The 25,880-nt window shown below is 50.7% G+C and carries 12 protein-coding genes and 1 pseudogene; all 13 read left to right on the top strand.

The features are described 5' to 3' along the window. Positions 1 to 82: 82 nt before the first annotated feature. A complete protein-coding gene (locus tag BLV54_RS09955; protein WP_090571276.1) occupies positions 83 to 1,432 on the top strand; it encodes a non-ribosomal peptide synthetase in 1,350 nt (449 codons plus the stop codon). A gap of 6 nt (positions 1,433 to 1,438) precedes the next feature. Next, positions 1,439 to 13,405, top strand: coding sequence for an amino acid adenylation domain-containing protein (locus BLV54_RS09950; RefSeq protein ID WP_090571274.1), 11,967 nt, complete (start codon positions 1,439 to 1,441; stop codon positions 13,403 to 13,405). 332 nt (positions 13,406 to 13,737) lie between these two features. Then, a complete protein-coding gene (locus tag BLV54_RS09945) occupies positions 13,738 to 14,370 on the top strand; it encodes a restriction endonuclease subunit S (RefSeq protein ID WP_218132372.1) in 633 nt (210 codons plus the stop codon). A 23-nt stretch (positions 14,371 to 14,393) separates the two neighbouring features. Beyond that, complete coding sequence (locus tag BLV54_RS09940; RefSeq protein ID WP_090571272.1) at positions 14,394 to 15,944, top strand: type I restriction-modification system subunit M; 1,551 nt, start codon at positions 14,394 to 14,396, stop codon at positions 15,942 to 15,944. Beyond that, on the top strand, positions 15,937 to 16,368 hold the full coding sequence (locus BLV54_RS09935) for a DUF1016 N-terminal domain-containing protein (protein WP_256329365.1): 432 nt from the start codon (positions 15,937 to 15,939) through the stop codon (positions 16,366 to 16,368). Before BLV54_RS09940 ends, BLV54_RS09935 begins: the two co-directional genes overlap by 8 nt. Positions 16,369 to 16,387: 19 nt before the next feature. Then, positions 16,388 to 17,248: a DNA damage-inducible protein D gene (dinD, locus tag BLV54_RS09930; protein WP_090571269.1), complete on the top strand. Its 861-nt coding sequence runs from the start codon at positions 16,388 to 16,390 to the stop codon at positions 17,246 to 17,248. 96 nt (positions 17,249 to 17,344) lie between these two features. Then, positions 17,345 to 18,472 (top strand): restriction endonuclease subunit S, encoded by a 1,128-nt coding sequence (locus BLV54_RS09925; protein ID WP_090571268.1) that lies wholly within the window; start codon positions 17,345 to 17,347, stop codon positions 18,470 to 18,472. A gap of 14 nt (positions 18,473 to 18,486) precedes the next feature. Beyond that, positions 18,487 to 20,271, top strand: a complete 1,785-nt coding sequence (locus BLV54_RS09920) for an anti-phage dCTP deaminase (RefSeq protein ID WP_090571266.1) — start codon at positions 18,487 to 18,489, stop codon at positions 20,269 to 20,271. A 44-nt stretch (positions 20,272 to 20,315) separates the two neighbouring features. Further along, a complete protein-coding gene (locus BLV54_RS09915) occupies positions 20,316 to 23,621 on the top strand; it encodes a type I restriction endonuclease subunit R (RefSeq protein ID WP_090571264.1) in 3,306 nt (1,101 codons plus the stop codon). 5 nt (positions 23,622 to 23,626) lie between these two features. Further along, on the top strand, positions 23,627 to 24,385 hold the full coding sequence (locus tag BLV54_RS09910; RefSeq protein WP_090571261.1) for a M48 family metallopeptidase: 759 nt from the start codon (positions 23,627 to 23,629) through the stop codon (positions 24,383 to 24,385). Positions 24,386 to 24,649: 264 nt separating this feature from the next. Continuing rightward, positions 24,650 to 24,970 carry a DUF3322 domain-containing protein gene (locus tag BLV54_RS16455; protein ID WP_218132371.1) on the top strand — a complete coding sequence of 107 codons (321 nt, stop codon included), beginning with the start codon at positions 24,650 to 24,652 and terminating at the stop codon, positions 24,968 to 24,970. Positions 24,971 to 24,995: 25 nt separating this feature from the next. Beyond that, positions 24,996 to 25,634: a Wadjet anti-phage system protein JetD domain-containing protein gene (locus BLV54_RS09905; RefSeq protein WP_218132370.1), complete on the top strand. Its 639-nt coding sequence runs from the start codon at positions 24,996 to 24,998 to the stop codon at positions 25,632 to 25,634. A gap of 131 nt (positions 25,635 to 25,765) precedes the next feature. Then, positions 25,766 to 25,880: pseudogene (locus BLV54_RS15595) on the top strand (IS5/IS1182 family transposase); the annotation flags it as partial.

Here is a 25,880-nt window from a genome sequence, read left to right as displayed (position 1 = left end):
GGCCATCCTTCTCTCGAACGGATAATACCTTACGGCGAAATGATACTGGATAGGTCATTCACAAATTATAATCAATTTATATGTGATTGGCTATAAGGGCGTGATGGTGCGCCATCATGCATTGAGTCATTTCGTAGCGAGCATGCTTGAATCGCCGGGTATGACATCCAAAGATACCTTGGTATCGGTCACTCCACTCTCGTTCGATATTGTTGGTCTGGAGATTTATCTACCTCTGAATGCAGGCGCGCGGCTGGTGCTGGCACCGCAGGAAGCGAGACGTGATGGATCGATCCTTGCGCAATTGCTCCAGACTCATCAGGCAAGCGTTCTCCAGTTCACCCCAGCCGGATGGCGCGTATTGCTGGCAAGTGAATGGAAAGTCTCACAAGAGGAGAATCAGCGTCCTTTTAAATGTCTATGCGGTGGAGAATCACTGCCTATCGATTTGGTTGATCAGTTGAGCACACTGAATGTCGAACTGTGGAATATGTATGGCCCCACAGAAACAACTATTTGGTCAGTTATAGGCAAAGTCGAGCACCGAACGAATCCGCTTGGCGCACCGATAGCCGCAACACAACTCTTTATCCTTGATGCGGAAATGAAACTGGTACCGCAAGGTGTGGTAGGGGAAGTCTATCTTGGCGGTGTTGGCCTCGCACGCGGTTATTTGAACAGATCGGGACTGACGGCGGAGCGGTTTGTGGCCGACCCGTTCGATGATCAAGGAGGCCAGCTTTACCGGACGGGCGATCTAGCCAGGTGGCGGTCGGATGGACAAATCGAATACCTCGGACGAGTGGATCATCAGGTCAAGGTCAGAGGTTTCCGCATCGAATTAGGCGAAATTGAAGCACAACTGCTGGCACAGCCGGGAATAAGAGAAGCTGTTGTAACAGCCAAGGAAGGGCCGAGCGGTACGCAGCTGGTGGCCTATATCTCGCTGCAAGCAGGCAGTGCGGTGACAACCAGCGAATTGCGTGAAGCGCTCGCGCAAATCTTGCCTGATTACATGTTGCCCTCGGTGATCGTCGTGTTGGACAGTCTTCCCTTGAATATGAATGGCAAAGTGGATCGCAAGCGCTTGCCTGAGCCGGAATTTGTCAGCGAAGGGAAATATGAAGCACCTGAAGGGGAAATTGAGGAAGTCTTAGCGACGATCTGGGCACAGGTATTGGGTCTTGGCCGGGTGGGGCGCAACGATCATTTCTTCGAACTGGGGGGGCATTCTCTTGCCGTTCTGCAAATTCAACAGAAACTGCAGCTAAGCCAATCCATTTCCATGCCCTTGCGGGTATTTTTTGAGCAACCTGTGCTGAAAGATATTGCAGAAGTAATACAGGAAAAATACACGCTGGTTTCCAGGGAAGCCAGGGAGCAGGGTGAATTATCTGAAATGTCTGAATTACTCGATTTACTGGAGAATTAATTAGAATTGAATAAACAAGATATTGCTGAGCGGTTTTCCACTCTTTCCTCCGAAAAACAGAAGGTATTTCTGAGCGCATTAAAGGAACGGGGTATCGATTTTTCTCTTCTGCCTATCGTTCCACAACCAAGTGAAAAACGCCATATTCTTTCCTACGCACAACAGCGGCACTGGTTTTTATGGCAATTAGATCCGCAAAGTACGGCGTATCACTTGAGTGGCGCATTGTGTTTGTGTGGGGAGATGGATATTGAAGCCTTGCAGGCAAGTTTCCAGGCATTGGTAACACGTCATGAATCGTTGCGCACGGTTTTTCAGGCTAACGAAGAAGGATTGCCGCAGCAAAAGATCGATGCGGAAGGAAAATTCGAACTGATCCTCATCAATTTGTGCGATCTACCGTTTGCGCAGCGTGCAAAGCAGGCGCATGAAGAAGCGATGCGGATCAATACCACGCCGTTCGATCTAACAAAAGGGCCGCTATTGCGCGTAGCATTGATAAGGGTTGCGGCAGAAGAGCATCATCTGGTGGTCGTGATGCATCACATTATCTCGGATGCCTGGTCCAACCGTATCATTATCGATGAATTTGCCGCACATTATCATGCACAAGTTGCAGGATTGACGCCTTCGCTGCCGCCGCTTGCGATCCAGTATGCAGACTATGCGCTATGGCAGCGCAACTGGCTGGAAGCAGGGGAGAAAGAATGGCAGTTAGCCTATTGGCGCAGCCAATTGGGAGAAACGCATCCGGCGCTGCAATTACCGACCGATCACCCACGCTCATCAACCGGCAATTACCGTGCGGCACAACACGATTTTGTATTACCGGCTGCACTGGTAGCACACCTGCAGCGCCAGGCGCAGAATCAGAGAGCAACGCTATTTATGGCATTACTGACGGGTTTTCAGGCGTTGCTCCATTGCTATACCGGGCAAAACGATATTCGCGTGGGCGTGCCGATTGCCAATCGTCACCGGGAGGAAGTAGAACATGTCGTAGGTCTGTTCGTAAATACCCAGGTATTGCGTAATCGTATTGACGGACGCATGACGCTGAGTGGCATGCTTGAGCAGACCCGTGAAGCTGCGCTGGGTGCTCAGACGTATCAGGATCTACCGTTTGAACAGCTGGTCGAAGCGTTGCAGCCGGAGCGAAGCTTAAATCAGAATCCCCTATTTCAGGTGATGTTCAATCACTTGCGCGAGGACTATTATGCACTCGAGCAACTGCCCGGACTGACTGTCGAAGAATATGAACTCGGCGAACGGGGTGCACAGTTTGAGTTGACCCTGGATACCGTGGAGAGGCCGAATGGGCAAATTGACGCACGCTTCACCTATGCCGCCGAGTTATTTGAGCCGAACACGATCAGGCGACTGAGTGAACATTATCAAAGAGTATTGGAGCAACTGGCTGAATACCCAGAGCAGTGTCTGGGTGATATCACGCTATTGAGCCCAACAGAATGGGAACAGCTAAAAGGGTGGGGGATTAACGAACGGCGCTATGGCAATACAGAACCGGTCCATCGCCTGATCGAACGGCAAGTCAATGAGCGGCCTGATGCGACCGCGCTTATTTTTGGTGAGACGGAGCTCAGTTATGCACAACTGAATTCTAGCGCGAACCGGTTAGCGCATCATCTGATTGCGCTGGGAGTGAAGCCGGAGAGTCGAGTAGGGATCGCGGTGGAACGCTCGATCGACATGGTGGTTGGATTGCTAGGGACGCTCAAGGCAGGCGGGGCGTATGTGCCGCTGGACCCGGAGTATCCGCGGGAGCGGCTGAATCACATGGTAGCGGACAGCGCAATTGATCTGCTGCTGACGCAAAGCCATGTCAGAGAGCGGGTTCCTCATGCGGAAGGGCGTCCTGTTGTGGAGCTGGACACACTGGATTTGTCGGGTTGGCCACAAAATAATCCGCAAGTGAATCTACATGGTGAACATTTGGCTTATATCATCTACACCTCTGGTTCCACTGGGAAACCTAAAGGAGTAGGCGTGGCGCATGGGCCGCTGGCAATGCATGTGCAATCGATTGGCGAGCTTTACGGCATGACACCAACCGATCGAGAATTGCAATTTGCCTCGATCAATTTTGATGGCGCGCATGAACGCTGGCTGGTGCCGCTGGCCTTTGGTGCCACATTAATGCCGCGAGACAATGAGCTGTGGTCTGCTGATCGCACGGTTGCCGAGATAGCCAAACATCGTATTACGGTTGCTTGCTTTACGCCGGGTTATTTACAGCAACTCGCTGAATTTACCGGCAGTGCTGGCACGAACCTACCGATTCGCTCCTACACGGTTGGAGGTGAAGCGATGAGCCGCAGCAGCTTTGATTTTGTCCAAAAGACTCTTCATCCGCCGCGTATCATCAATGGCTACGGTCCTACCGAAACAGTGATCACACCACTGATTTTTAAAGCCTATCCTGGAACGCAGTTTGATTCAGGTTATCTGCCCATTGGTTCACCGGTTGGTGACCGCACCGCTTATATTGTTGACGCTGAAATGAAGCCGGTTCCGCAAGGCGTGACCGGTGAACTATATCTTGGAGGGGTGGGACTTGCGCGCGGTTACCTGAACTGGCCTGGCCTGACGGCGGAACGGTTTGTGGCGGACCCATTTGATGAGAACGGAGGACGGCTCTATCGCACGGGGGACCTGGCGAGGTGGCGGGCGGATGGGCAGATCGAATACCTGGGACGATTGGATCATCAGGTCAAGATACGAGGTTTTCGCATCGAGCTGGGCGAAATTGAAGCGCAGCTACTGCTACAGCCGGCGGTAAGAGAAGCCGTGGTGATTGCGAAAGTAGCCTCTCATGGTGCGAGGCTAGTGGCTTACGTCTCACTGCATACAGGCAGCATGGTAGATACTGCTGGGCTGCGTGAATCGATAGGGAAAGCTTTGCCGGATTACATGATTCCCTCAGCAATCGTTATTTTGGAGAATCTGCCGCTCAATGCAAACGGTAAAGTCGATCGCAAGCTGCTGCCCGAGCCGGAATTTGTAGGTGTGAGTGACTATGAGGCACCACAAGGCGAAGTGGAAGAGGCATTGGCCATTATCTGGTCAGAAGTACTTAGCATCACCCAAGTTGGGCGGAACGATAATTTCTTTGAGCTCGGTGGTGATTCCATTATCAGTCTGCAGATTGTGACCAAGGCACGCCGTGCAGGTTGGAAGATCACGCCGCGGCAATTGTTCGAACGCCAAACTATTGCTGCGCTGGCAAGTGTTGTCAAACCGGAGGAGGAAGTTGCTAAAACTATCTCTCAACAGGATGGTTTGCTGGATATCACAGCGCCTATCCCCATGCTGCCGATTCAGCTCGATTTTTTTGAACAATCCATTCCTGCGCAGCACCACTGGAATCAGGCAGTATTGCTGAAAAGCCGCCAACGGTTACAAGCGGTATGGCTTACTCAGGCATTGCAAGCGATTGTGCAGCGCCATCGGGCGCTTTCCTTTTGTTATGACGTACAAGCGGATGGTCAATGGTTACAGTGCGCGAGGGGCGCAGCGATGCAGGAAGTTGCGCACGATGTGTTGTGGGAGCGTGACGCGGCTGATAGTGAGCAATTTATCGCATTATGCAACAAAGCACAGCGCAGCCTGAATCTGCACGAAGGGCCGCTCCTGCGCGCATTACTAATCGACATGGCTGATGGTACGCAACGTTTATTGTTGATCGCCCATCATCTGGTGATTGACGGGGTTTCCTGGCGGATCCTGCTGGAAGATCTCGAAGCGGCTTATGATCAGGCGGCGCGCAATGAAACGATCGTCTTGCCTGAGGCGACGACCGATTATGCCATCTGGACCCAACGGCTTCAGCATTTTCCCGTGACGCATGCAGCCGAGTTTGCTTATTGGCAGAATCTGGCGGACATTCCTGTTGCACTTCCATGTGATTACCCGGAAGGCGCAAACGCCATGCTGCACATCGATCGCGTGACCATGAAACTCGATCAAGCGAATACGCAGGCTTTGCTTAAGGACGCGCCAGCAGCTTATCGTACGCAAGTGAACGATCTGCTGCTTACTGCATTGGGTAGTGCGCTATGCCAGTGGAGCGGGCATGAGAAAATTTTGATCGACCTTGAAGGTCATGGAAGGGAAGATCTTTATTCTGATATCGATCTTTCCAGGACGATCGGCTGGTTTACCTCTCTATTTCCGGTGGTACTTGATCCAACAGGCGATTTAGCTACGCGACTCAAGCGCATCAAAGAATGCTTGCGGCAGTTACCGCATAAAGGATTAGGCTATGGCCTGTTCAAATATTATGGAACTGAAGCACAGCAACGAATCCTGGCCAGTTTGCCCAAAGCGCAAGTCGTATTCAATTACCTGGGGCAATTCGATACCAGTTTTGAATCGGATACTCCCTGGCAATTGGCCAGTGAGCCTATTGGCGATTTGATGGATCAGGATGCGCAGCAACCACATGATTTATCGATCAATAGTCATATTTACGAAGGTAGACTCTGCCTGGAAGTAAGCTACAGCAAAGCTCGTTATACGCGAGTGAGCATTGAGGCGTTTATTCGTATTTTCATGGCCGAGCTTGAATCCGTGATTGCCCATTGCACACAAGACATTCGTGCAGTCACACCTTCTGATTTTCTCTTGACTCGTATTACGCAGGATGAATTGGATCGCCTGCCCATTCCCATCGATCAGCTTGTGGATCTCTATCCGCTTTCCCCGATGCAGACAGGTATCCTGTTTCATAGCGTGTTCGATACGGATGGCGGCGTTTACCTCAGTCAACTCAGAGCGGATGTCGAGCATTTGTCGGTAAAGCGTTTCAGAAGTGCCTGGCAGGCTGCAATCGACCGGCATGAAATATTGCGCACCGGTTTCCTACAAGAAGGCAGTACTCCTTTGCAGTGGGTCGCCAAAACAGCTGAGCTTCCTTTCGTCATCATCGATTGGCGTGATCGCACGATGTTTTCTGCGGCGTCTTTGGAACAAGCGCTCGATGACCTTGCGCAATCGGAACATGCGCAAGGTTTCGATCTGATGAAACCGCCGCTTATGCGTATTGCCGTGGTAAGCCTGGCTGATGATCGCTATCACGTCATCATGACGATTCATCATTTGTTAATAGATGGCTGGAGCACTTCCCAATTGCTAGGCGAAGTGTTGCGGCAGTATGGCGGCGCGCTTCCTTCAGCACCACGCGCCCGTTATCGGGATTTCATCGAATGGTTGCAGGGGCATGAGCGGAAAGCAGCAAAGGATTATTGGCAGGCGTGGTTAAGTCAATTCAGCGAGCCCACCAAGTTAGCTGGGTCAATTGCATCTCCATCAGCCAATGAAGGTTACCAGGAAATCGCACGCCAACTCGATCATGAGTTTACCGAAGCGTTGGTTCATTTTTCCCGGCAGGAACGGGTTACGGTCAATACCCTCGTGCAGGCAGCCTGGGCTTTATTGCTTGGTCACTATACGGGTCAGCATAGGGTGACTTTTGGGGTGACTGTCGCCGGTCGACCGGCAGATTTATCAGGATCAGATCAGATTCTAGGACTGTTCATCAATACCTTACCTGTGAAGATTGAACTCAAGCCAGAGCTTGCGGTGGGGGAATGGCTGCGTGTCTTGCAAGCGCAGAATCTGGCTTCACGCGAACATGAACACACACCGCTATACGAAATCCAGCGCTGGGCAGGGTTACAGGAATTATTCGATAGTATTTTGGTTTTTGAGAACTATCCCCTCGATGAAGCTTTCAAGCACTCTACACCCGGCGGGCTCGTGATCACGAACGTGCGAGGGCGCGAGGAAACAAATTATCCAATGACTGTTTCGGTCGTTGAGAGCAATGGTTTTAATCTGCAGTACAGTTATGATTGCAAGTATTTTTCAGAAGTGACTGTCAATGGCATCGCGGCGCAAGTGGAGAAGCTGCTGCGTGAAATCATACAAAGTGCTGCCAAGCGGCTAGGCGATCTTATTCTTTTGAGCGAAGCGCAGCAGGTTCAACTCAAGACGTGGGGGATCAATGAACAGCGATTTACATCGGTCGAGCTCGTCCACCGCCTTTTCGAACAACAAGCTTTAGTGCGTTCGGAAGCGACCGCACTGATTTTTAATGATACCGAACTCAGTTATGCGGAACTGAACCAGCGGGCAAACCGGCTGGCGCACCGCTTGATCGCATTGGGCACTCAACCGGAAAGCCGGGTCGGGATTGCGGTGGAGCGCTCGATCGACATGATCGTAGGACTGCTGGCGATTCTCAAGGCAGGCGGCGCGTATGTGCCGCTCGATCCGGATTATCCACGGGAGCGGTTACAACACATGGTAACGGACAGCGCCATTGAGTTGCTGCTGACACAAAGCGTGCTGCGGGCACGAATTCCTGAACCGGTTTCAGGTCATGTGCTGGAGCTGGATAGATTGGATTTAACCCATTCACCCGAGGATAATCCCACTGTCACGCTACATGGCGAGCATCTGGCTTATATTATTTATACCTCGGGTTCTACCGGTCAACCCAAAGGCGTAGCCGTTGCACACCATGCTCTTGTTGAGCATGCGCTGATCGCTGTTGAGTTCTTTAAGCTAAGCAGCAGTGATCGCATGCTGCAATTTTCCACCATCAATTTTGATGGTTTTATCGAACAGCTTTTTCCACCGCTGTGTATTGGCGCCGCGATCGTGCTACGCGGCCCCACACTCTGGGACAGTGAAACGTTCTACCAGGAACTGATCAATAAACAGATAACGGTCGCCGATTTGACCACCGCTTACTGGTTTTTGCTCGTGCAGGATTTTGCCAGAGAAGGGCCGCGTGACTATGGCGTATTACGGCAAGTGCATGCGGGGGGTGAAGCGATGTCACCCGAAGGCATCAAGGCTTGGCGGCAAGCTGGTCTAGCGGGAATAACTTTGCTGAACACCTATGGGCCCACCGAAGCAATCGTGACGGCGACCGTTGCTGACTGTGGCGAAGATGCAGGAGGTGCACAGGGCCACAATCAGGAGCCAATGGTCACTATCGGCAAGCCGCTGCCCGCACGTCATATTTATCTGCTCGATGCTCAGCTGATGCCTGTGGTACCAGGCGTAGCGGGAGAGCTGTATATCGGGGGCGAATTGCTCGCACGTGGCTACCGCAACAAACCTGGTTTGACAGCCGAGCGGTTTGTCGCCGATCCGTTCGATGATCAAGGAGGCCAACTTTACCGCACAGGCGATCTGGCGAGATGGTCCCCGGATGGCCAGATTGAATACCTCGGGCGGGTAGATCATCAAGTCAAAATCAGAGGCTTCCGGATCGAATTAGGCGAAATCGAAGCACAATTGCTGCACCAGCCAGCCGTGAGGGAAGCGGTGGTAGTAGCCAAGGAAGGGCCGAGCGGCACGCGGTTGGTAGCCTATGTTTCATTACAAGCAGGCAGCACGGTGACAACGGAAGCATTGCGTGAAGCGCTTGCGCAAATCCTGCCTGATTATATGCTGCCCTCGGCGATCGTCGTGCTGGAAAGCCTACCGCTGAATGCGAACGGCAAAATCGACCGCAAACGCTTGCCTGAACCGGAATTTGTCAGCGATGAGAAATATGCAGCGCCCGAGGGGGAAGTAGAAGAGGCCTTGGCGACAATTTGGGCGGAAGGATTAGGTCTTGGCCGTGTAGGGCGCAATGATAATTTCTTCGAATTAGGAGGAGATTCCATCCTCAGTTTGCAGATTGTGACTCAGGCGCGACGCGCAGGCTGGAAAATCACACCACGCCAACTGTTTGAACGGCAAACAATCGCTGCGCTCGCATCAGTCGCTGAGCCCTTGTCGGAATCAGTGATAGAGGCGCCTTCATTGGCCCCTTTATTCGAGCGTGCGTCTCTGGAAGATTACCTTGATGCGGATCTACTGAAGACACTGCCCTTTGGCAATGATGACATCGAGGATATCTACCCGTTGTCGCCGACACAGGAAGGAATGCTATTTCATACCCTGGAGGCACCTGGCACCGGCTTGTATGTGAATCAGATCAGCGTCGAAGTCAAGGGTCTCGATGCTCCGCGGCTGGCGCAAGCCTGGCAGGCCATGATTGCCCGCCATCCTGTGTTGCGTACAGGGTTCTTATGGCGCGCGGGATTGGCACGTCCTTTACAGATTATCTTCAAGCAAAGCGAGGTGCCAGTGATCCAGTTGGATTGGCAAGATAAGGATAATCTAGAAGAACGCATCGTTACCTATGCTGACCAGGAGCTGAAGCGGGAATTCGATTTTCTCCATCCTCCTTTGGCACGCTTGAGCTTGATCCGGCTAGACGACAAACGCCATCAGTTGATCTGGACCAAACACCATATCCTGGTGGATGGTTGGGGCGATTCTATACTGATCAGTGATTGGCTGCGTTGCTATAACGGTGAAACATTACCTCCGATTGGGCCAGGTTATGGCGTTTATGTGCGTTGGCTGGCTAAGCAAACCAGTCAGGCAGCTCAGCGTCTTTGGCAAACCGAACTCAGTAACACTGAAGGGCCGACGTTGCTAGCAGAATCGGTCGCGAAGACAATAAAAAATCAGAGTCGGTCGGGTTTTGCCCAGATTTATACACGTTTGAGCCCAAAAGAAACCCGTCGTTTACAAACCTTTGTGCAGCAAGCGCGTGTGACCTTGAATACCTTTGTCCAGGCAGCCTGGGCGCTGTTATTGCAGCGTTATACCGGAAAACAGACCGTCATCTTCGGTGCAACTGTGGCCGGACGTCCACCCAGCCTGCCGCGAGCAGATGAAATTCTGGGTTTGTTTATCAATATGATTCCGGTGCCGGTGGCGCGCCGCAGCGAATTGACGGTAAATGAATATTTACAGTCGTTGCAGCAAACCAATGCCCGGTTGCGCGATTATGAACATAGTGCACTCGCCGATGTTCAGCGCTGGGCAGGTTTCCCAGGGCAACCGCTGTTCGATAGTATCGTCGTTTTTGAAAACTATCCGATCGATGCATCATTGCGCAGCAATGAATTGTATGGTCTGCGTTTCGGCGAGATTGCCGGCAAAGGGCTGACCGGCTATGCCATGGATTTGCAAGTGACGATCGGGGATACGCTGGATATCGAATATGCTTATGGTTGCCATGATTTTACCGATGAATTTGTAATCGAATTACGCAGTCACATGGAATACCTGATGCGGGAAATGATGGCTTACCCGCAGCGTGTGGTGGGAGAATTGAGGGGGCTCGCTAAGGAGACACTTGAACACCTGCTATTACTACGTGGCGGTGAGGAGACAATTGGCAGTTGGTCGCAGTCCTGTCAACCCGTTCACTGTCTGATCGAACGCAATGCAGCGCTTCAACCGGATGCTATCGCGTTACTGATGGGCGAACAAGAAATGACCTATGCAGAACTGAGCAGGCGCGCAAACCAGCTGGCACACCACCTGATCCGACTGGGCGCCAAACCGGAGATCCGGGTCGGCGTTGCGATGGAACGTTCCCTCGATGTCATCGTAACGCTGCTCGCGATTCTCAAATCGGGTGCAGCTTATGTGCCGCTTGACGTGGACTATCCATCTGACCGACTCTCGTTCATGATGAAAGACAGCGCATTATCGCTGCTGATCACGCAAAGCAGGGTGCGCGCAAAGCTCCAATTCAATACGACTGTGCCCGTGCTTGTCATGGATGCAATCGAACTTGAGGCTGAGCCGGCATCGAATCCTGAAATGCCAGTACATGAGCACAATCTCGCTTATGTGATTTACACGTCGGGATCGACCGGGCTACCCAAGGGTGTGGCGGTTACCCATGGCCCGCTTGCCATGCACTGCCAGGCGACTGCACGTATTTACGAGATGACGCCTCGCTCCTGTGAGCTGCTTTTCATGTCCTTTTCCTTCGACGGTGCGCATGAACGCTGGCTGACCGCGTTGACGGTAGGCGCAGGGCTCGCAGTACGCGATCAGGAGTTATGGACCGCCGAGCAGACCTACGATGCTTTGCGTCATTACGGTATTACCAATGCTGCCTTTCCTCCCGCTTATCTTGGTCAGGTTGCGGAATGGGCTGTGCCGCGCAATGATCCGCCGCCGGTAGAGCTCTATGTCTTTGGTGGCGAAGCGATGCCAAAAACATCCTATGACTTGATTCGCCAGACATTACGGCCGCAAACCCTGATCAATGGTTACGGGCCCACCGAAACCGTCGTTACTCCTCTGATCTGGAAAACTGATGCCAACAACAGTTTCGAATGCGCTTATGCGCCAATTGGACGCCCAGTAGGAGAGCGCACCGTGTATGTGCTGGATGGCGATATGCAGCCCGTGCCGATGGGTATCGTGGGCGAGCTTTATATTGGCGGCTATGGGCTGGCACGCGGTTATTTGGGACGAGCTGGCCTGACGGCTGAACGTTTCGTCGCCGATCCTTTCGACGAAAAGGGTAGCCGCCTTTACCGTACGGGTGATCTGGTCAGATGGATGGAGGATGGCAATATCGAATATATCGGCCGTGCGGATCATCAGGTCAAAATACGTGGGTTTCGCATCGAACTCGGTGAAATCGAGGCCTGTATTCGTGAAGCAACCGGTGTCGCAGAAGCGGCTGTGACTGTTCACCAGGGGGCAAGCGGCGCCCAATTGGTGGCCTACATCGTTCCCGCCAAAGAGTATGCGACAAAGCAATCACCGCAGTACTTGATCACACAACTCAAACAATCACTTGGCGAGCGACTGCCTGAATACATGCTGCCCACCCATTTTATGATGCTTACCAGCTTGCCGCGCTTGCCGAGCGGCAAGCTCGATCGCAAAGCGTTACCAAAGCCTGATTCTCTGCCAGGAGCGCATTATCAAGCGCCTTCGACGCCAGAAGCCAGATTGATCGCAAACATATGGCAGGAAGTTCTAGGCATTGAACGTGTCGGGGAAACGGACAATTTCTTTGCGCTCGGCGGCGATTCTCTATCCAGCCTGAAGGTCATGGCACGCATGCGTAGCCTGACCGATGTGAAGTTGAATTTCAAGCTGAGGGATTTAATACAACGCCCAACCATCGCTGGTTTGCTTGGTCTGGATAAACGATCGCAACTCAATCAAGGATTATTGATGCTTAACCAGGCGGCTGGCGATGGCAGAACTCAACCGTTGTTCTGCCTGCATGCTGGTTTAGGCACAGTATTCGACTACCAGCCGCTTGCCAAGCGCTTGCAAGGACTGCGGACAGTCTATGGTTTACCTTGCCGCATGCTTGCCGATCCTGCCCACCGCGACACCTCTTTGAACCAGATGGCAGAAGACTATTGCAGCATGATTCGCGCTGTTCAACCGGAAGGACCCTATCATTTGCTGGGCTGGTCATTGGGCGGGACGCTGGCTGCCATGATTGCCGCGTTGCTGGAAGCAGCTGGGCAGACGGTTGCGTTTCTGGGCCTGATCGATCCCTACATACCCGGAACTGAATCACCGCAGCAAGATGATTGGCAGCTGGATTTTCTCGATTTTGTTTCGGTGGCGATTCCTGGAGTGACGTCCAATGTTGCACTTCAGACAACGTTATCCAGCCAATCTGCGGGAATGGTGTCAAAGCAGGTCATCGTCGATTTACTGGAAAGCGTGCTAGCTACCCGGCAAGCTGAAAACCGAATGAATGGGCAAACGGCTATGCAAGGTTATACCGAGATGGGTATGGAGGAACTGGCGAATATCTTTCTCGTGGCACGCCATTTAAAAATGCTGTCTCTGCAAGCCGGTGCACTGCGTCCTTTGAAATGCCAAACAACGTGCTGGTGGGCAACGACTCGTGAGATGAATGATCGGCTGGCGCTTGAACAGCAAATCAAACCCGCCGAGATTCGCTCAGTTGAGATTGAGGCAGATCATTTTTATATCGTGAGGTCTGAATCCTTATTGTTGGGAATCAGGTCTGAACTCGAGCAAATTACGCATGATTCGGGTGCGCCTGATAACCAAGCCTCAGCTATGGCAGAACAATAGCCCTATTTAGTTTATGGTAAGGCGGCATCGATTTGCCGCCATCCTTGGAGCCAACGCAGATAAGTCTGCACTCCCGCTGTTTTTCTTGCGACACTCAAGGTGTGCAAAAGGAGCGCTCGAAACCTGTCTGTTCCTGAAAAAATAGCCAGGTCATTAATTTCAGGAGCTGCTGCTTCATTCTGTTTTGATCACTGTACACAACGATTTGCACGCGATTACCCGCATTCAAGCACGCTTTAAATATTCTAATCCTATGAGTTTAAATATATTTACTGCATCAAAGGCGATGAAGCGAAATATATCTTGACGATTATGCAGAAGCAACACACAATTTGTGCATCATTGACTATGAAGTTATTATTGTGAGGCTTAAACAGATTGCAACCGTCAGTTCGGGCTATCCATTCCGGGGTAAAATTTCCGAAGTAGCCGACTCGAACGTGGTCGTGGTTCAAATGAAGGATGTGTCGCTACAGGAAGGGATTCATTGGGCAAGCTGCTTAACAACCGAGCTGACCGGCAAGCGTGCACCCGGCTGGTTGCAGCCTGGCGATATCCTGGTTGCGGCACGCGGCAGCCATAACTATGCTATACCGGTTGATGAAAGCCTGCTTCGAGCGGGTACTGAGGCAGTGGCGGCTCCGCATTTCTTCGTGGTCAGCATCATGCACAAAACGGTGCTGCCTCAATATCTGGCCTGGCTCTTGAACCAAAACCCGTGTCAACGCTACTTCGAGCAGAATGCAGAAGGCACTCTGACCAAAAGCATTCGTCGCAGTGTACTGGAAAATGCACCGGTTGCGGTGCCACCACTTGCCAAACAGCAAGCCATCATCAATCTGGCCAATGCGATCAAGCAGGAACGGCAAATCATGGAGCAACTGCTGCGCAATCATGAACACTTGCTCAATACCATTGCCAGAGATCTGCTGGCGAACCAATCGCCAAAACCCACACAGAATTAGAGAATGACAAGGAAAATACGCAGATGAACGACAAAATCAACCAAGACAATATCAACAAAGCGTTATGGGCCGCTTGTGATACCTTTCGCGGTACCATCAGTGCCGATACCTACAAAGATTTCATCCTCACTATGCTGTTTTTGAAGTACATCTCCGATGTCTGGCTGGATCACTATGAAGGCTACCAAAAAGAGTACGGCGATGAACCAGAGCTGATTGAAGAGATGATGAAAAACGAGCGCTTTGTGCTGCCGCGCGAGGCCAGCTTCTATGCCCTGTTTGATCGCCGCTTCGAGCCTGGTAACGGTGAGCGCATCGACCAGGCACTGCACGCCATCGAAGAAGCCAACGGCACCAAGCTGAAAGACGCCGGTAAGAGTGTGTTTCAGGACATTTCCTTCAACGCCGACAAGCTCGGCGAAGAGAAACAAAAGAACACCATCCTGCGTCATCTGTTGGAAGACTTCGCCAAACCTGAACTGAACCTCAAGCCCAGCCGTGTCGGCAGCCTGGATGTGATCGGCAACGCTTACGAATACTTGATCAAAAACTTCGCTGCCAGCGGCGGCCAGAAGGCCGGTGAATTTTATACCCCGTCCGAGGTGAGTGACTTGATTGCCGAGTTGCTCGATCCGCAACCCGGCGACAGCATCTGTGATCCGGCCTGCGGTTCCGGTTCATTGTTGATGAAGTGTAGCCGCAAAGTCGTCGCCAATCATAACAGTAAGCAGTACGCTTTGTATGGTCAGGAAGCGATCGGCTCCACCTGGTCGTTGGCCAAGATGAATATGTTCCTGCATGGCGAGGACAACCACAAAATCGAATGGGGCGATACCATCCGCAACCCCAAGCTGCTGGATAAAAACGGCAACCTGATGCTGTTTGACATCGTCACTGCCAATCCGCCGTTCAGCCTGGACAAATGGGGTCACGACGAAGCTGAGCACGACAAATTCGGCCGCTTCCGCCGCGGCATTCCGCCGAAAACCAAGGGCGATTATGCTTTTATCCTGCATATGATCGAAACCCTCAAACCCAAAACCGGGCGCATGGGCGTAGTGGTGCCGCATGGCGTGTTGTTCCGCGGCTCCTCCGAGGGCAAAATCCGTCAGCAACTGATCGAAGAAAACCTGCTCGATGCGGTAATTGGCCTGCCGGAAAAACTCTTCTATGGTACCGGCATTCCCGCTGCAATTCTAATTTTCCGCAAAGACCGCCCCCCTCTCCTTCAGGGAGAGGGTAGAGGTGAGGAGCCAAGCATTTTCTTTATCGACGCCAGCCGCGAATTCAAGGCCGGTAAAAACCAGAACCTGCTGACTGACGACAACATTGCCAAAATCGTTGCGACCTACCAAGCACGCAAAAGCGTGGATAAATATGCCTATCTCGCCAGCCTCGAAGAGATTAAAGAGAACGACTACAATCTCAACATTCCGCGTTATGTCGATACCTTTGAAGAAGAGATCGAGATCGATCTGATGGCGGTGCGCAAGGAAAGGCTGGAACTCAAAAAACAACTCGCAGCGCTGGAGCTGGAGATGGAAGGCTATCTGAAGGAACTGAGCTATGAATGACAGTGGCAGAAAGGGCAGGGGCCAAAAACATGATCCCGATGTCACTCTGCCAATGCCATGTCACCTGAGCGAATTGCCCGATAGCTACCCGGCGTTGCTCGAAAGCGTGAAGTCACTGGTCAGGCATGAACGCCTGAAAGTGATACGGAGCGCCAATGCCCAAATGATCCTGCTTTACTGGCAGATTGGCCAGCACATCTTAAAGCGTCAACAGCAGGAGGGCTGGGGTGCCAAGGTGATCGATCGCCTGGCTTACGATCTCAAACAGGCATTCCCGGAAATGGGTGGCTTTAGCCCGCGCAATCTGAAGTACATGCGCAAGTTCGCCGAGCTTTGGCCGGATTTGAAAATAGTGCAGCAAGCTGCTGCACTATTTCCTGGAATTACAAAGCAATGGACAGTGAGAAACTTACCATCAACATAACTCAAAAAGGGTAAACAAAATGGACAAGCAACTCATCACCCAACTTAAAACGCAATTCGATCAATCCTTACATCGATTGGAGGACGCTGATATTGAATTCTGTTATGCCCGAGAGTTGATGGTCCTGCTGGGCTATGACCGCTGGGAGAACTTTCTCAATGTTATTGAAAAGGCTAAACATGCCTGCAGGAACAGCAAGATAGAAGTCGAGAACCATTTTCGTGATGTCACGAAAATGGTCACTATAGGCTCGGGGGCTGAACGCCCGGTAGCCGACGTTATGCTAACCCGCTATGCCTGCTATCTGGTGGCCCAGAACGGCGATCCACGTAAAACGGAGATCGCATTTGCTCAAACCTATTTTGCTCTGCAAACCCGTAAGCAGGAGTTGCTGGAAGAACGATTTGCGCTACAAAGCCGGATGGATGCGCGGCAGAAACTGCGCGAATCGGAAACCGAGTTATCCAGAAACATCTATGAACGTGGGGTAGACGACCAGGGATTTGGCCGCATTCGTTCCAAAGGTGATACAGCCCTGTTTGGCGGCAAAAATACCCAAACCATGAAAAAACAACTGGCAATTCCAGATAACCGTCCTCTCGCAGATTTTCTCCCTACAGTAACCATCGCTGCTAAAAATCTGGCAACGGAAATCACTAATCACAATGTCAAACGGCGGCACGATCTGCACGGCGAAGAAGCCATTACTGACGAACATGTGCAAAACAACCTGAGTGTACGCAATATGCTTGGGCAGCGTGGCATTAAGCCTGAAGAACTGCCTGCTGAGGAGGATCTGAAAAAGCTGGAACGCCGTGTAGCCTCGGCGGAAAGAAAAATGATCAAAGAATCAGCACTGCCGAAGAGAGGAAAGAAATGACGAAAATGAGGAGGTTGGCAATGATTATTAATCAATGGTCATTGGCCAATGAAATGCCAGAAGATGAAATGACCAAGTATCTGCTGGAGCAGGGTTATGATACCTAAGGGGTGGCAAGAAAAGTCGATTTCAGAACTTCTAGAAAAGATCAGCAAACCAGTTGAGGTAGAACCAGATTGTTTCTACAGAGAAATAGGCATTAGATCTCATGGCAAGGGTATTTTCCATAAAGATCCTGTCATGGGTAAGATCCTTGGAAATAAGAGAGTTTTCCATGTTGAGCCAGATTGTTTCGTGGTTAATATTGTATTTGCATGGGAACAAGCAGTAGCAAAAACTTCATCTAATGAGGTTGGAATGATTGCGTCTCACCGCTTTCCAATGTATAGAGCCAGAAAAGATCGATGTGATGTGGAATATATTCTTTACTTATTTAATACTAAGTATGGAAAACATATTTTAGAACTTGCATCTCCCGGGGGTGCAGGCCGTAACAAAACACTCGGTCAATCAGAGTTTTCTAGACTTCAATTAATTATTCCGCCAGCGAACGAACAAAAGAAAATTGCCCAAATCCTCTCTACTTGGGATAAAGCGATCACCGCCACCGAACAACTGCTTACCAACAGCCAGCAGCAGAAAAAAGCCTTAATGCAGCAACTGCTCACCGGCAAAAAACGTTTTCCGGGTTTTAGTGGGGAGTGGAAGAAGCAGCGGCTTAGCAATCTTGTCACAATAAACTATGGAAAATCCCCTAAAGAGATAAACTCTACGACTGGTTCCTACTTGATTTTGGGTACTGGGGGAGTAATAGGTAAAACAGATACTGCAATGTGTTCAGAAAAATCCGTTCTTATTGGCAGAAAGGGGACAATTGACAAGCCATTATTTATTGAAACTCCCTTTTGGGCAATTGACACGACTTTTTATTGCTTAGCAAAGGGAAGTGTGAACATTAAATGGTTTTTTTATTCGGTTAGTTCTATTAATTTAAGGAGCTATAGTGAAGCTTCTGGTGTTCCAAGCCTTTCAAGAGAAACACTTTATTCAATACTCCTATTGATTCCGCCAACCTTGGAAGAACAACAAAAAATCGCCTCGGTGCTTTCCGTCGTCGACCACGAAATCGAAGCCTTACAACAAAAACTCGAATGTCTGAAGCAAGAGAAAAAAGCCCTGATGCAGCAGTTGTTGGCGGGCAAACGCAGAGTGCAAATTAATTAACAAAGAGGATCAATATGGGTTTGAAGTTCACTGGTAGCTATGAAGAGCTTAGAGGCAAATTATCCTCCTTGGGCGGTGAATGGGATGAGTCTCAGGCCAATAAGAAGGTATTGCAGCTAAATGGAGGAGTGATGAACTGGTTTGAAACTACTGGTTCAATCCACTTCCAAGGCAAAGGTGACGGTAAAGTTCAGCTAGAGTCTTCGGTTCCAAATCTGCTTTACCCAGAAGAAATTGGGGGCATTGAGCCTATTGCGGTTTCTGCTACTTCATTAGTATCAGCGATTCAAGCATCAAGCATCTCCAAAAGCGATTCATTAGAAAGGAAGTATCTCACATCAGGAGTAAATGAAGGCGAGTTGATTGTCGGTATAGTCAGTGCAGTGGGAACAGAATCCAATCGGGTTATTGCGCCCTTAACAGACCGTCTCAGAGGCTTTCTGTATACAGTAGAGGAAATTCGGGTCTCTTCAATCCTGCCAGCATTTCCTGGTGGTAGCGAATACGAACGTATTAAACACTACATGGGGGCAGGAGACGCGCTAAGGGAAAAGAGTAAGAACAATGCCATTCTCGCTGCGGGAGTTGCCAAGAAAATTGCAGAAAAGCGAATCACCGGAAAAGGCAAACGTGCTTACATAGTGAACTCACTTAAGCATCCTCGTGAAGTTGAATTTCTCAGGAAAGTCTATGCCGATGGTTTTTACTTGATTGGCATTCATGCTGATGAAAAACGCCGCTATAAGTATCTGACCGACGATAAGGGATGTAAGCAAGAGCAAGCGAAAGAACTCATCAAGATTGACGAAGATGAGAGCTTTGATCATGGCCAGAAAACAAGAGATACCTATCATCTAGCTGACTTTTTTTTAAACCTCGGGAAGAATGATGATCAAGTTAAAAACAGACTTCAGCGCTTCTTGGAACTAATTTTTTCCCATCCTTACAAAAACCCTACCTTTGATGAGTTTGCCATGTTTATGGCTTTCAATAGCTCGGTACGTTCAGGCGATTTATCTCGCCAAGTTGGGGCTGTTATTAGCCGCGATAAACAGATTATTGCTACTGGTGCAAATGATGTGCCGAAATCTGGTGGCGGCTTGTATTGGGCAGAAATTGATCCGGCAACTGGTGAGGTTATAGACCAGCCGGATGGTAAGGACTACACAAGAGAGGGTGACTCCAACAAGCAAGCTCAAGCTGAAATCGTTCAAGAAATTGCTCAAGCGCTACTGACAAAAGGTTTGGTAAATGCTGAACAAGAGTTTGATGTTGCGAGAGTTTTGAAGGAAAGCAAAATTTCGGATCTAACCGAGTTTGGTCGTGTTGTACATGCTGAGATGGATGCGTTGCTTTCATGCAGCCGTGCTGGCATTCCAACTGTGGGAACGACTCTATATTGCACGACTTTCCCGTGTCATAACTGTGCAAAGCATATTATCGCAAGCGGCGTCACGCGGGTTGTCTATGTTGAACCTTACCCCAAAAGCCGTGCTCTAGACTTCCACTCGGAATCCGTCCAGTTGAGATCAGAATTTGATTCATCATCTGAAGATAACAAATTAATCGCCTTTGAACCATTTATCGGTGTAGGGCCAAGGCGCTTCCTTGACTTGTTCTCAATGAGCCTCGGTGCAGGTTCTAAATTACGCAGAAAAGATAAAAACGGTTCAACACTTGATTGGGATAAGACAACAGCACCAATCAGGACCCCGTTAATTTCAAAGTCATATCTTGAAATAGAAAAGGCTGCTTCAGAAATTTGGGACGAATACTCAGAAACAGATAAGCCTTTTTGAAAAAAGTTTGGAACTGGGTTTTAAGGGGTTGAAGAGAGAAACGAATGACACAACACATACCCAAATTCCAGGAAGAATACAGCGCCAAGCTCCCCGCGCTGACGTTGTTGACCAACCTGGGCTGGAATTATCTGTCTCCTGAGCAAGCGCTGGCTGCCCGTGGCGGCAGGCAGGATGAAGTGGTACTGCGCGATGTGCTGCGGACAGAGCTGCAAAAACGCCGCTTTTCCTACGCTGGCCGTGAGCATGCCTTGTCGGACAAGACGATCGATAACCTGATTGCGGAAGTATGCAGTCCGGCGCTGAACGAGGGCTTATTGATCGCCAATGAGAAGCTGTATAACCATTTGTTGTACGGCATTGCGGTCACCGAGTTTGTGGAGGGCAAAAAGGCCAATCCGACCATTGCCCTGATCGACTGGCAGAATCCGGCCAATAACAGCTTTGTGTTTACTGAAGAGTTCAGCGTAATGCGCTCCGGCGGTGTAGAAAACCGTCGGCCGGATATAGTCTGTTTTGTCAACGGCTTGCCGCTGGTGGTGATCGAGGCCAAACGACCCGATGGCCATGCGCAAAAAGGCCCGACCCTTGAGGAAGGGATTTCGCAAAGCTTGCGCAACCAGCGCCATGACGAGATTCCGCAGTTATTTGTTTATAGCCAGTTGCTGTTGTCGATCAATGGCACCGAAGGGCGTTATGGCACCTGTGGTACACCTGCCAAGTTTTGGGCTGTCTGGCGCGAGGAGGATATTTCCGCTGCCGAGATGTATACGCTGAAAAACAAAAAGCTGACTGAGGATCAAATCAATGCGTTGTTCAGCCACTGCCCAGCCAGGGATCTAGACTGGTATCAAACTCTGATTGGCGGAGGTGAGCTGGCTGTCACTGGGCAGGATCGGATTTTGATCAGCCTGCTGCAAGCGGCGCGCCTGCTGGAAATGATCCGCTTTTTCACCTTGTTTGATAAGAAGGTGGGCAAAATTGTGGCGCGCTATCCGCAGGTGTTTGCCATCAAGCGCCTGATCGAGCGCATCAATACCTTTGAGCCGTCACTCCAACTCTCATCCAGCGGGAGAGGGCGCAGAAAAGGCGGGGTAATCTGGCATACCACTGGTTCTGGCAAGTCGTTCACGATGCTGTTTTTAAGCAAAGCGTTGATCCTGCACGACTCGCTGAAGCAGTGCCGCATTGTGGTGGTGACGGATCGGGTTGATCTGGAAAGTCAGCTCAGTAAAACCTTTGCTTCGGGTGGCGAACTGGCCAGCAAGAAAGACCGGGAAGCAGCGATGGCTACTTCAGGGCGGCGCCTGGCCGAGCAGATAGGCAAAGGTAGCGAGCGCATTATCTTCTCGCTGATCCAGAAATTTAATACCGCTACCAAATTACCTGAATGCGTGAACACCAGCCCGGACATCATTGTGCTGATCGACGAGGGCCACCGCAGCCAGGGCGGTGAAAATCATATCCGCATGAAGCAGGCGCTGCCGAATGCCGCCTTTGTAGCTTTCACCGGCACACCGCTGCTGAAAGACGACAAGACCACCAACAAATTTGGCCCGATCGTGCACGCTTATACCATGCAGCGTGCGGTAGAAGACCGGACGGTGACGTCATTGCTGTATGAAGAACGGATTCCTGATCTGGAGGTGAATGAACGCGCCATCGACAGTTGGTTTGACCGCATTACCGAGGGCCTGACCGAAGAGCAAAAAACAGATCTCAAACGCAAATTCGCCAAGAAAGGGCAGGTGTACAGCGCCGATGACCGCATCCGCCTGATTGCGCTCGATATCGCCAACCACTTTGTGAAAAACATCGATGAAGGTTTGAAAGGTCAGTTGGCCTGCGACAGCAAAGCTTCGGCCATCAAATACAAAAAATACCTGGATGAAGCAGGGTTGTTTGAATCGGTGCTGGTGATGAGCCCGCCGGATACCCGGGAAGGCAATACCGCCGTGGATGAGTCCACTACGCCGGAAGTGACTCAGTGGTGGAAGGAAAATGTCGGCTCCCAGGACGAGCAGGCTTATACCAAAGCCGTAATCGAGCGCTTCGAGCAGGATGATTCGCTCAAGCTGCTGATCGTGGTGGATAAGCTGCTGACCGGTTTCGACCAACCCAAAAACACCGTGCTCTATATCGATAAACCGTTGAAGGAACATAACCTGATCCAGGCGATTGCGCGCGTGAACCGCCTGCACCCGAAGAAGAAATTCGGCCTCTTGATCGACTACCGTGGCATTCTGGCCGAGCTGGACACCACTATTGCCAAGTATCAGGATCTCGCTGCCCGCACGCAGGGTGGTTATGACATCGATGATATCGCCGGCCTTTATCGCCAGATGAGTACCGAGTACAAGCGCTTGCCGCAACTGTATAAGAACTTGTGGGCGATTTTTGCTGATGTGAAAAACAAGAACGACATCGAGCAATTGCGACAGGTACTGGTGCCCAGGATGGAAGAGCGCAACGGCGAACGAGTGGATGTACATCTGAAGGCACGGGAAGATTTCTACGAAGCGCTGACCGAATTCGCCAGTTGCCTGAAAGTGGCGCTGCAATCAGCCACTTTTTTCGAGGACAAGAGTTTTACCGATGACGACCGCCGCCATTACAAGGAAACGATGAAGCAGTTCTCCAGCCTGCGGCAGCTAGTGCAGCAGGATAGCGGGGAAATCGTCAACTACGATCAATACACCTCTCAAGTGAAAAAACTGCTGGATAAACATGTGATAGGGGTTGAGATCAAACAGCCTGCTGGGGTATATGAAGTCAACAAAATGGGGCAAAAAGCGAATCCCGAGAATTGGAGCGAGGAAAAGACCCGCAACGAAACCGACATCATCAAGACCCACGTCACGAGGATGATCGAGCAGGCGTTACGTGATGACCCCTACGCGCAGGAAGCCTTTTCCAAACTGCTGCGCCAAGTGATTGAGGAGGCTGAGAAACTGTTCGACCACCCGCTGAAGCAGTATCTGTTGTTTCATGAGTTTGAACAGCAAGTACAGGCGCGCAGATTGAACGACATCCCGGATTCATTTGCCGGCAACCGGCACGCGCAAGCCTATTTCGGTGTGTTTAAAAAGACGCTGCCGGAAGTGTTTGCTATTGATGATCAGCAGGTGCTGGATAAGTGGATCAAACTGGCTTTTACCGTGGATACGTGTGTCGAAACTTCGGTGGCCGAGCACTCCATCAATCCGCAAAACATCGAAGCCGACATCCGCAAGAAGCTGTTGCCCATGATGTTCAAAGAGTGTAAAGCGATTGGCGGGAGGATTGATCAGGCCAAGGCGATTGTGGAATGGGTGGTGCAGATTACTCGGCTGGGCTTGAACGGAATGTAGGGTAAATGAGTGTCACGATTCATAAACCGATCAAGTCAAGCCACACCCTGAGCTTCAATTATGGGGATGAACAGATCTTCTTTGAGCGGCTGCCGCGTAGCGAGGGAATTAACCGGATATTGATCAAAGTGCGTCCGGATTGCCGGGTTGAAGTAGTTGCCCCGGCCCAAAGCGATGATGCGGAAGTGCTCGCTGCCGTGAAAAAACGAGGCCGTTGGATTTACCAGCAACTACGAGATTTCCGCGCGCAGCTTGCGCATGTCACGCCAAGGAAGTACGTGAGTGGTGAAAGCCATTACTACCTGGGTAAACAGTATCTGCTCAAGGTGATGGCAACGCCCGATGCGGTACAGGGGGTGAAGCTGCTGCGTGGCAAGCTGGAAGTAACCGTTTCCCCAAAAAGTACTGAAAAAGTACGACAGTTACTCACCGATTGGTACAAGGTTCATGCCAAAGAAGTTTTCGCCAAGCGCCTGGATGTCATGCTGGGGCAAGCGCTTTGGGTGAGCCAGCGCCCTCCGCTTCGCATGCTTACCATGCAAACCCAATGGGGAAGTTGCTCACCCAAGGGCCGATTGACGCTTAATCCTCATCTGGTGAAAGCTCCCCGCGAATGCATCGACTACGTGATCCTGCATGAGCTTTGTCACATCGCTGAGCACAATCATAGCGAGCGCTTCTACCGGCTGATGAAGCAGGTGATGCCGGAGTGGGAGAGGATTAAAAAGCGACTGGACGAAATGGCCATGCGATATTTTGTGTGATTCCATTTCCAAATCAAATATGACGCAAGAGCAAACCGCAGACAGTATAAATAATATGGCAAGGAGAAGCCGACAAAGTCAGGTTGGATTTAGAAATGAAATAACAGATCGATAAATTCAGTCTTTTGATATGCTGCCTACACTGGTAATGCGCGCAGGAAAGTATGGGGTACTGATAGTAGTGTAATATGAGCTTGTTTGGATTAAACGAGTTTAGCAAATCGGGAAACCAGTTTTTGCCAATTGGGGTAGAGGTTATAATTTTTGTGCTTTTCTACGGCTACCCAAGGAGGTAAACACTTTAGCGAGGTGCGCATCTCGATTGAAGCACTCAGGAAGATTGACTCGGCTGAGGACGCTTTGAGCCTGATAGGTAAGCAGCGCGAGGCTGCCCGCTTCATTGCCCTGGTTGCGATGACACGTCAACAACAGCCAGAATTGCTGGATTGGCTGGCTAAAAAGCCGCAACATGCGCTGGAGTTGGCCGAGGAATGGCAGCGCTTGCTGGCCATCGTCGCCTGGCTCAAGGCCCATCCGCGTCCTGGCGTTTATCTCAGGCAAGTAGATATCCCCTGGGATACATAGCAAATTCATCGAATACCATCGTGGCATGCTTAGCGAATTGCTTGATCTCGTGCTGCCAGCCGAAGCAATTGATTTTACTGCTTCTGGTGTCAATCAATTTGCACAGCGTTACGGCTTTCTTGAAAAACCCCTGTGTATTCGCTTTCGTGTTCTGGATCGAGCCCATGGTCTGCTGCCCGCGGTAGGTGAACAAGATATTTCGCTGGATGCCGCCAGTTTTGCCCGGCTCAATCCAAAATTGTCGCGCGTGTTCATCACTGAAAATGAGATCAATTTTTTGGCTTTCCCCAATGTCAAATACAGCTTGATCATCTTCGGTGCAGGCTATGGCTTCGAAATGTTGCGGAAAGCAACATGGTTAGAGAATTGTCGTATTTACTACTGGGGTGATATCGATACTCATGGCTTTGCCATACTCGATCAACTGCGCAGTCAGTTTGAGCAGGTCGAGTCGTTCCTCATGGACCGCGCCACCTTGTTGGCATTCGAGGCACAGTGGGGTATAGAGACCAAGCCGACTCGCCACGAATTATCGCGCCTGACGCCGGAAGAGAAAGCGCTGTACGATGATTTACGCGATAACCGCTTGCGCAAAAATTTGCGGCTGGAACAGGAGCACATTGGCTTCGAGTGGGTGAAAGCTGCGCTGGCTGCACTCGCGTAAATTTAGTTATGCAGCAAGCGTCATTCTAATTCCCGCTAGGGTCTGTTGACGTTTTGAGATAAGTATTTCATAAATAGAAGCAAACTCGTAATATTGAGGTGTTCTCACACCACCGATAAAACGAGTTTGCGATGCCCCGATTGATGCTCAACGATGAGTTCTGGTCGAAGCTGGAGAAAATTCTGCTTCAAGAAGCGATTTATAACAAGCGCAATTTGCGCATGACAGTAGAAGGTATGCTATACC

The organism is Nitrosomonas sp. Nm33, from assembly GCF_900107265.1.
In the GTDB taxonomy this organism is placed as follows: Bacteria; Pseudomonadota; Gammaproteobacteria; order Burkholderiales; family Nitrosomonadaceae; genus Nitrosomonas.
The sequence above is the reverse complement of the archived record's forward strand: the minus strand, read 5'-3'. Positions and strand labels throughout refer to the sequence as shown.